This is a genomic window from Pseudomonas sp. PS01270, assembly GCF_029959775.1.
Lineage (GTDB): Bacteria > Pseudomonadota > Gammaproteobacteria > Pseudomonadales > Pseudomonadaceae > Aquipseudomonas > Aquipseudomonas atacamensis.
In genome coordinates this window covers 1-8,081 of sequence record NZ_JASCPT010000181.1, presented here as the reverse complement: position 1 = coordinate 8,081, position 8,081 = coordinate 1, and the positions used below count along the sequence as shown (strand labels likewise).

At 61.8% G+C, this 8,081-nt stretch carries 9 protein-coding genes; 4 read left to right on the top strand and 5 right to left on the bottom strand.

Annotated elements, in window-relative coordinates; translation table 11 throughout:
* Nucleotides 1–350: 350 nt before the first annotated feature.
* The 3 genes from QMX86_RS26385 to QMX86_RS26375 are packed head-to-tail and all read right to left on the bottom strand — an operon-like array spanning nt 351 to nt 2,937.
* On the bottom strand, nt 351–1,400 hold the full coding sequence (locus tag QMX86_RS26385) for an alkene reductase (protein WP_016771329.1): 1,050 nt from the start codon (nt 1,398–1,400) through the stop codon (nt 351–353).
* A 33-nt stretch (nt 1,401–1,433) separates the two neighbouring features.
* On the bottom strand, nt 1,434–2,600 hold the full coding sequence (locus QMX86_RS26380; RefSeq protein ID WP_016771328.1) for an MFS transporter: 1,167 nt from the start codon (nt 2,598–2,600) through the stop codon (nt 1,434–1,436).
* A gap of 34 nt (nt 2,601–2,634) precedes the next feature.
* Entirely contained in the window at nt 2,635–2,937 is a 303-nt protein-coding gene (locus tag QMX86_RS26375; RefSeq protein ID WP_016771327.1) for a metalloregulator ArsR/SmtB family transcription factor, read from the bottom strand.
* A gap of 168 nt (nt 2,938–3,105) precedes the next feature.
* On the opposite strand from QMX86_RS26375, the gene QMX86_RS26370 reads away from it, so the two are divergent.
* Nucleotides 3,106–3,684 carry an ACP phosphodiesterase gene (locus tag QMX86_RS26370; protein WP_273528523.1) on the top strand — a complete coding sequence of 193 codons (579 nt, stop codon included), beginning with the start codon at nt 3,106–3,108 and terminating at the stop codon, nt 3,682–3,684.
* Between the two features lie 125 nt (nt 3,685–3,809).
* Here QMX86_RS26370 and QMX86_RS26365 read toward each other — a convergent pair whose 3' ends face one another.
* Together QMX86_RS26365 and olsB are read right to left on the bottom strand one after the other, a co-directional pair.
* The gene (locus QMX86_RS26365) at nt 3,810–4,601 is read right to left on the bottom strand and encodes a lysophospholipid acyltransferase family protein (protein ID WP_282387099.1); all 792 of its coding nucleotides are present in this window, start codon (nt 4,599–4,601) and stop codon (nt 3,810–3,812) included.
* Nucleotides 4,601–5,356: an L-ornithine N(alpha)-acyltransferase gene (gene olsB, locus QMX86_RS26360; protein WP_016771324.1), complete on the bottom strand. Its 756-nt coding sequence runs from the start codon at nt 5,354–5,356 to the stop codon at nt 4,601–4,603. The genes QMX86_RS26365 and olsB overlap by 1 nt, the downstream gene beginning before the upstream one ends.
* A gap of 153 nt (nt 5,357–5,509) precedes the next feature.
* Here olsB and QMX86_RS26355 point away from each other — a divergent pair, with 153 nt between their 5' ends.
* From QMX86_RS26355 to QMX86_RS26345, 3 genes are all read left to right on the top strand, one after another.
* Complete coding sequence (locus QMX86_RS26355; RefSeq protein ID WP_071174634.1) at nt 5,510–6,388, top strand: acyl-CoA dehydrogenase family protein; 879 nt, start codon at nt 5,510–5,512, stop codon at nt 6,386–6,388.
* 181 nt (nt 6,389–6,569) lie between these two features.
* Complete coding sequence (locus QMX86_RS26350) at nt 6,570–7,649, top strand: serine hydrolase (RefSeq protein WP_282387098.1); 1,080 nt, start codon at nt 6,570–6,572, stop codon at nt 7,647–7,649.
* Nucleotides 7,646–7,942: an amidase gene (locus QMX86_RS26345; protein WP_130929512.1), complete on the top strand. Its 297-nt coding sequence runs from the start codon at nt 7,646–7,648 to the stop codon at nt 7,940–7,942. Before QMX86_RS26350 ends, QMX86_RS26345 begins: the two co-directional genes overlap by 4 nt.
* The last annotated feature ends 139 nt before the right edge of the window (nt 7,943–8,081 follow it).

Here is an 8,081-nt window from a genome sequence, read left to right as displayed (position 1 = left end):
GTTGCATGGTGGATGCCTCTTGCCAGGACACAGGTCATTTCCTTGATGATGAGCAATGTGCCTATTAAAAAGTGTCCACCATGTCTCCGAACACCTGTCCACCATGTGTCCGGTACATACACTCCCACAGGGAGAGGGGACCGACCGGGTTGTTTGGCCAAGCTGGGCCGACCTGAAATATCCCGCCGAACTCAAAGTTTGAAAAACACACCAATCGGCTCCCTCTCCCTCGGGAGAGGGCTGGGGTGAGGGGCTACGTCGGGTGCCACGCAACAAGTCTGAAGCCGAACAACGAAAAGCCCCGGACTCTCACAAGTCCGGGGCTTTCTCATTTCTGCGCTACAGCGTGATTACAAGGTCGGATAGTCGATATAACCGACCGGACCCTTGCCGTAGAAAGTCTCCGGATGCGGCTCGTTCAACGGCGCATCGGCCTGCAAACGGGCCGGCAGGTCCGGGTTGGCAATGAACGGCACGCCGAACGCTACGGCGTCTGCCTTGCCGCTGGCCAGCCACTCGTTGGCGCTTTCCTTGGTGAACTTCTCGTTGGCGATGTACGGGCCACCGAACGCTTCTTTCAGTTGCGGGCCGAGGCTGTCGGCGCCTTCTTTTTCGCGCGAGCAGATGAACGCGATGCCACGCTTGCCCAGTTCACGGGCGACGTAGGTGAAGGTCTCGGCAAGGTTGTCATCGCCCATGTCATGGGAATCGGCACGCGGTGCCAGGTGCACACCAACGCGACCAGCGCCCCAGACTTCGATCGCGGCGTCGGTCACTTCCAGCAGCAGGCGCGCACGGTTTTCCAGCGAGCCGCCGTACTGGTCGGTGCGCTGGTTGGTGCTGCTTTGCAGGAACTGGTCGAGCAGGTAGCCGTTGGCGCCGTGGATTTCCACGCCGTCGAAACCGGCGGCCTTGGCGTTCTCGGCACCAGTGCGGTAGGCGTCGACGATGTCGGCGATTTCAGCGGTTTCCAGAGCGCGCGGGGTTGGGTAGTCGGCCAGCGGGCGCACCAGGCTGACGTGGCCCTTTGGCTGGATGGCGCTTGGCGCAACCGGTGCTTCACCGTTCAGGTACGAAGGGTGAGAAATGCGGCCAACGTGCCACAGTTGCAGGAAGATCTTGCCGCCGGCGCCGTGAATCGCCTTGGTCACGTTGGCCCAGCCACGCACTTGATCGTTGGACCAGATGCCCGGGGTGTCCGGATAGCCGACGCCCATCGGCGTTACCGAAGTGGCTTCGCTGAGGATCAGGCCGGCCGAGGCGCGTTGTACGTAGTATTCGGCCATCAGCGCGTTCGGCACACGACCTTCGTCGGCGCGGCAGCGGGTCAGCGGGGCCATGATGATGCGGTTGTTCAGCTCGATGTCGCCGAGTTTGATCGGGTCAAAAATAGTCGCCATGTCTAAAAGCCTCTCTTTAATTAAGGAAGTTGATCAGTTGGAAGCAGGCGCCAGCTCGGCATTGCCGTTCTGGCGGAAGGTAATCAGGGTCACCAGCAGGGCAAGTACGGCCAGCGCGGCGGCGGCCAGTGGCACGCTGGTCAGGCCGTAGCCGTGGGCGATGACGCTGCCGCCGACCCAGGCGCCAAGCGCGTTGCCGACGTTGAAGGCGCCGATGTTCAGGGTCGAAACCAGGTTCGGCGCAGCCTTGCCGAAGGTCACCACATTGACTTGCAGCGCCGGCACAGCGGCGAAACACGCGGTGGCCCAGAGGAACAGGGTGATTTCAGTCGGGATCAGCGCGACGCTGGTCCAGCTCAGCACCGTGGAAACCACGGCCATGGCGATGAACACGCCGATCAGCGTGGCGGCCATGCCTTTATCGGCGAGTTTGCCGCCGATGATGTTGCCGACCGTCAGACCGAGGCCGATGAGCATCAGCGTCCAGGTCACGCCACGCGGCGACACACCGGTGACTTCCCCAAGCAGTGGGGCAACGTAGGTGAACAGGGTGAAGACCGAGGCGGCGAACAGCGCGGTCATGCTCAGCGACAGCCAGATACCGGCACCCTTGAGGGCAGCGAGTTCGGCGCGCATGTCGAGTTTCTCTTCGTCACGCTTGGCCGGCAGAAAGCGGATCAGGCCGATCAGCGCGATCACACCGATGACGGTCACCGCCCAGAAGGTCGAACGCCAGCCGGCTTCCTGACCCAATGCGGTGCCCAGCGGTACGCCGAGGACGTTGGCCAGGGTCAGACCGGTGAACATCAGGGCGACCGCCGAGGCACGTTTGTTTGGCGCGACCAGATTGGCCGCAACCACCGAACCGATGCCGAAGAATGCACCGTGGCACAAAGCGGTGACGACCCGGGCAAACATCAGCACGTTGTAGTCGCTGGCGATGGCGCAGAGCAGGTTGCCGACAATAAAGATGCCCATCAACGCCACCAGCGCGGCCTTGCGCGGCAGTTTCGCGGTGGCCAGTGCCATGAACGGTGCACCGATGGCCACGCCCAGGGCGTAACCGGTGACCAGCCAGCCGGCGCCGGGAATCGACACGCCGAGGTCCGCCGCCACGTCGGGCAGCAGGCCCATGATGACGAACTCGGTGGTGCCGATGGCGAAGGCGCTCAAGGCGAGGATGAGAAGCGAAAGGGGCATGCAGGTTTCCTTGTCGGCTGGCTGACGTTAAGGGTCAGAGCTCTTTACTGAGGGTGCTGAGAAACGCCTGGATGACGTCCTCGTTACGTTTGAAGAAATGCCACTGCCCGGCCTTCTGGCTGCTGATCAGCCCGGCCCGTTGCAACGTTGCCAGGTGTGCCGACACGGTCGATTGCGACAGGCCGCAACGCTGATCGATCTGCCCGGCGCAAATACCGTATTCGTGGTTGTGCAACTGCTCGGGGAATTCGCCTTTCGGGTCTTTCAGCCAGTTGAGGATGTCTCGCCGTACTGGGTGCGCCAGGGCTTTTATTATTTCGTCGAGGTCGAGGTTCATGGCTTGGGCTCGTGGTGGCAGTGGCGATATATCGCGATGGAGCGAACTTTAAATCGTTGGATCGCGATATACCAATATGAATTCGGTCTGACGAACGCATAAATCGTTATATCGGGTTATAACGATACGAGGGTGCTGGAGGAGCGAACGCAGTGCTAAGCTGCGCCCATGAACTATCTCGCGCATTTGCATCTCGGCGGTCAGCGCCCCGGTCAGTTACTCGGCAGCCTGTATGGCGACTTCGTCAAAGGTCGGCTGCAAGGCCAGTTCGACCCGGAAGTGGAGGCGGCGATTGCGCTGCATCGGCGCATCGACGTCTTCACCGATCGCCATCCACTGGTCGACATTGCTTTGGGGCGCTTCAGCGAAACGCGGCGGCGCTATGCCGGAATCGTCCTCGATGTGTTTTTCGATCATTGCCTGGCGCGGGACTGGACGCTGTATGCCGACCGACCGCTGGAGCAGTTCACCGCAGACGTCTATCACGTGCTGTCCCGCGAACGACAGTTGCCGGAACGGCTGGCGAAGATCGCCCCGCACATGGTCGCCAACGACTGGCTGGGCTCGTATCGCGAGTTTGAGGTGCTGGAACAGGTGCTGCGCGGGATCTCGCGGCGCCTGACCAGACCCGAGGAATTGGCCGGGGCCATGGCGGAGTTGCGGCGGTTGTATGAGCCGCTGAGTGAAGACTTCAGCCAGTTCTACCCGCAACTTCAGGATTTCGCACTGCAATCACATACAACCTGAATCCCTGTGGGAGCTGGCTTGCCAGCGATAGCGTCGGCACATTCAACTTTGATGTTGATTGATCAACCGCTTTCGCGGGCAAGCCCGCTCCCACAGGGGACCAAGGTGATTTGGGGATTTGTGTTTCAGGCAGCGATTGCCGGGCGCATTTGCGATTGTCGGGTTTCCGGAATCGATCCAAACAACACCTTCTGCACCGCCTGCTGCGCTTCGAACGCCAGCGCCGCACGCTCGCGGCCCTGACACTCTATTGGCTTGAGCAGATGCACCTCGACATCGCCGCAGTCATGGCTGAACAGGCGCATCAGATGCGAGAGCAAATCATCGTCACCAATGAACGGTGCGAGCGTGTCGATTTCGCCGTCACGCAGATAACGGATCGCCACCGGTTGCAGCATCACCTCGGAATCGATCGCCGCCGACAGCAGGCGACCATGGAAAGTGCGCAGCGAACGGCCATCGGTGGTGGTGCCTTCGGGGAACATCAGCAGCGCATGTTCGGTTTGCAGATGGCGGGTCATTTGCTTGCGGATCAACTGGCTGTCGCCCGATCCCCGGCGGATGAACAGGCTGCCGGCCTTGGCCGCGAGCCAGCCGGCCACCGGCCAGGTGCGCACCTCGGCTTTGGACAGAAACGACAGCGGCGTGAGCATGCCCAGCAGCGGAATATCGGTCCACGACACGTGATTGCTCACCCACAGCATTGGCTGTTTTGGCAGCTCGCCATGGACCCTCACGCGAAACGGCAGGGCATTGCTCAGCCGCGCCATGAAGAAGCGCGACCAGCGCTGACGCCGCTCCATCGAGTGGGCCAGACCAATGCGCTCGAACACGCCGAATACGCTGGCCATGGTCAGCCCCAGCGTCACCACCAGCAGCACTCGCGCGATTCGCGCGTACACCCGCAACCGGCTCATCACACCGCCGCCTTGAAGTGTTTGGCGTAGCGCGGGCAGAGTTCGTCGCGCTTGAGCAGGATGAACACGTCGGCGACCTGGAAGTCTTCGTCCCAGCACGGCTCGCCGCAGATCTTCGCACCGAGGCGCATGTAGGCCTTGAGCAGCGGCGGCATTTCGGCGATGACGTTGGACGGGATATCCAGCGTCGGCAGCGGATTTTTCGGCTCGGCGCGCAAGTGTTCGGTGCACAGATAACGCTCGCGCAGACGCTGCATGATCGCATGGGCCTGAATGCCGCCGTCCTGCATTGGGATGCTCGCGCAACCCATCAGGTAGCTGTAGCCGCCCTGATTGAGCACTTCGGCCAATTCGCCCCAGAGCACGGCGATGGTGCCGCCGTTGCGGTACGCCGGATCGACGCAGGTGCGGCCGATTTCCAGGATCGGGCCTTGCAGATGGGCGAGGCCGTGCAGGCTGAATTCTTCTTCGCTGTAGAACTTGCCGAGGCTGCTGGCGGCGGTGTGATCTAGCAGACGCGTGGTGGCGACCAGGCGCCCGGTGTTTAGATCACGCACGCCGATGTGGCTGCAGTGAACATCATAATCATCCATGTCCAGACCCAGTTCGGCGCCTTTGAGTTTGGCGTTGAACTCGCCGCTGAAGACGGCGAAGCGCAGGGCCTGGGCTTGCTGCAAGGCTTCGGCGCCGATCAGGCGTTCGGCTTGCAGGCGGCGTTCATTGCCGGTGTCGCTGATGCGGGCGATTTGCGTCATGTGAATCTCCGTACGGGCCTTTAACCCGTCGTGGGTTGCAGCCGATCGACTTTCTTTATGCAGCCGTGTTGTGCAAAGTCAGGCTATGTAGCCCCGGTGTCATCGCCATGAACGTTCGGTGATGCTTATATGACAGCCCACAAGGAGGCGCCCATGCCCTGGACAGATCTGTTGCACCGCCGTGAACGCTTGCCCGCCGTTGCTGATCTGGCCGAGGGTTTTGCAACGTTGTTGCAGGCGCTGGGCAACGTCACGCCGTTCGAATTGGCGGTGGCTGGCGGGCGGCGGATGGCCACGCCGGGGCTGGCGTTTCTGGTCGGTTATCAAGCGGCGCTGCGCATGTTGTGGCCGAGCGCGCCACTGAGCCTTGGCGCCTTGTGCGCGACCGAACAACGCAGCCTGCGTCCGGCCGACATGCAAACGCGGCTGAAAGATTTGCGCTTGAGCGGGCGCAAGGATTTCGTCACCGCAGGCGACGCCGCCGACTGGCTGTTGGTGGCGGCACGCAGTGAGGAGCCTGGCGAAACACCGCGGCTGAGTCTGGCGGTGGTGTATCCCGGCGAGCCCGGCGTGAAGGTGGAAAAACTGCCGGCGTTGCCGTTGATGCCGGACATCAGCCACGGTCGCCTGCACCTCGACGGCGCCCTGTGCGAATTGCTCGCTGGCGATGGCTGGGACGCCTACGTCAAACCGTTTCGCAGTCTTGAAGATGTCTACGTGCTCAGCGCCATGACTGCGTGGCTGTACGGCATCGGCCAGGACAGCGACTGGCCGCAGGCCCTGCAACTGCGTTTGCTGGCGCTGCTGGCCGGGTGTGCCGAGGCCAGCCGGCAAGCGCCGAACAATCCGCCCGGGCATGTACTGCTGGGCGGGTTGTTTGCGCAGTTTGAATCACTCAAGACCGAGGTAGATCAGGCGTTGGTGCAGGGTGATCCTGCGTGGGCGGCGATGTGGCAGCGTGATCAAGGCGTGATGCAATTGGCTGCAGGGGCCCGGGCCAAGCGCTTGGCCAAGGCTCTTGCGTTGGCCTGACTGGCCTCATCGCGGGCAAGCCCGCTCCCACAGGTTTCAAAGGTGTTCATGAAATGTGTGTTCACTTGGGACCCCTGTGGGAGCTGGCTTGCCAGCGATGGCAATTTCATGGACGACCAACATCTAAAATTTGTCATAAACCCCGACTAGTCTCGACAGGTTCATTCCCAGAGCGCCCACCATGTTCAAAGGCCTGTCGCTGTTCCTGCTGCTGATCAGCCTCACCGTCCGCGCCGAACAATGGCCCGGCGAGCAATGGCCCATCGCCCCGCAGATCACCGGCCCGGCTGTCGAAGCACTGGAAAGCTACGCCTTCGCGCCCCGCAACGACGCCATCCGCGAAGGCATCCGCACCGACGCCTTGCTGATCGTCCACGACGGCCAGATCATCTACGAACGCTACGCCGCTCCGACCACTGCACAGACTCCGCACCTGACATGGTCGATCAGCAAAAGCCTGCTGGCAACCGTTCTCGGTGTGGCCTACGGCGAAGGCCGGTTCAAACTCGATGATCCAGCGCTGAAGTTCTACCCGGCGCTGGACAAACACCCGGCGATCACCCTCGGCCATCTGCTGAACTGGGCCTCCGGTCTGGATTGGCAGGAGGACTACGAATACGCCCCGCTGAAGTCCTCGGTGGTGGCAATGCTCTACACGCGAGGCCATCGCGACATGGCCGCGTTCACCGCCGCACACGACAGTTACGCCGCAGCGGGTCAGGCTTTCCGTTACTCCAGCGGTGACAGCAATCTGCTCGCCGCCGCCCTGAAAACCATGGTCGGCCCAGAGCGTTACGCCGATTACCCGTGGACAGCGTTGTTCGAGCCGTTGGGCATTCGCCACGCCGTGTGGGAAAGCGATGCCAGCGGTACCTTTGTCGCCTCGTCCTATGCCTATCTCACCGCGCGTGATCTGGCGCGGGTCGGTCTGTTGATGGCGCGCGGCGGGCGCTGGAATGATCGGCAGTTGCTGCCCGAGGATTGGGTGGCATTCAATCTCAAGCCCTTTGCCGTTTATAAGGCGCAGCAGGACGAAGCCGTGCCCGGCGGACATTGGTGGCTCAATCGCCCTGTCGATGGCGCACCATCACCATGGCCCGACGCGCCACCCGACACCTTCGCCGCCCTCGGCCACTGGGGCCAGGCGCTGTACGTGATGCCCAGCGAGAAACTGGTGATCGTGCGTTACGGCGATGATCGTGATGGCAGCTATAAGCACAACGAATTGCTCAAACGCGTGTTGCAGGCGGTGCGGCCATGAGGCGGTTTCTATTGTTGCTGTTGGTCGTGCTGCTCGGTTGGGGTTGGTATGAACGGGAAAACCTCTGGGCTTTCCCGGACATCATCAGCGCCTACACCGCCAAGGAATATTGCTCGTGTCGTTATGTGATGAACAACGATGCCGGGTATTGCCGTGGCTATGTGAAGCAATGGCTGCCAACCAGCGGTTTTACCGATGACGCTTCGAGCAAAACCATCACCGTCAGCGGCTTGGGCCGCAGCCACAGCGCGCAGTGGCTGAGCGAACGCCAGGGCTGTCGCCTGAATCCCTGAATTATCTGGTCTCCCCTGTGGGAGCGAGCCTGCTCGCGAAATCGTCGCAAGCCGCAATACATGCTGTGCGGGGAGCATTGCATTCGCGAGCAGGCTCGCTCACACAGGGCTTGCAATAACTTGGCGGGCGGTTAAGGTT

Coding starts and splice junctions, on each gene's coding strand:
- QMX86_RS26385 (WP_016771329.1), bottom strand. CDS start 1,400: ATGGCGACTATTTTTGACCCGATCAAACTCGGCGACATCGAGCTGAAC.
- QMX86_RS26380 (WP_016771328.1), bottom strand. CDS start 2,600: ATGCCCCTTTCGCTTCTCATCCTCGCCTTGAGCGCCTTCGCCATCGGC.
- QMX86_RS26375 (WP_016771327.1), bottom strand. CDS start 2,937: ATGAACCTCGACCTCGACGAAATAATAAAAGCCCTGGCGCACCCAGTA.
- QMX86_RS26370 (WP_273528523.1), top strand. CDS start 3,106: ATGAACTATCTCGCGCATTTGCATCTCGGCGGTCAGCGCCCCGGTCAG.
- QMX86_RS26365 (WP_282387099.1), bottom strand. CDS start 4,601: ATGAGCCGGTTGCGGGTGTACGCGCGAATCGCGCGAGTGCTGCTGGTG.
- olsB (WP_016771324.1), bottom strand. CDS start 5,356: ATGACGCAAATCGCCCGCATCAGCGACACCGGCAATGAACGCCGCCTG.
- QMX86_RS26355 (WP_071174634.1), top strand. CDS start 5,510: ATGCCCTGGACAGATCTGTTGCACCGCCGTGAACGCTTGCCCGCCGTT.
- QMX86_RS26350 (WP_282387098.1), top strand. CDS start 6,570: ATGTTCAAAGGCCTGTCGCTGTTCCTGCTGCTGATCAGCCTCACCGTC.
- QMX86_RS26345 (WP_130929512.1), top strand. CDS start 7,646: ATGAGGCGGTTTCTATTGTTGCTGTTGGTCGTGCTGCTCGGTTGGGGT.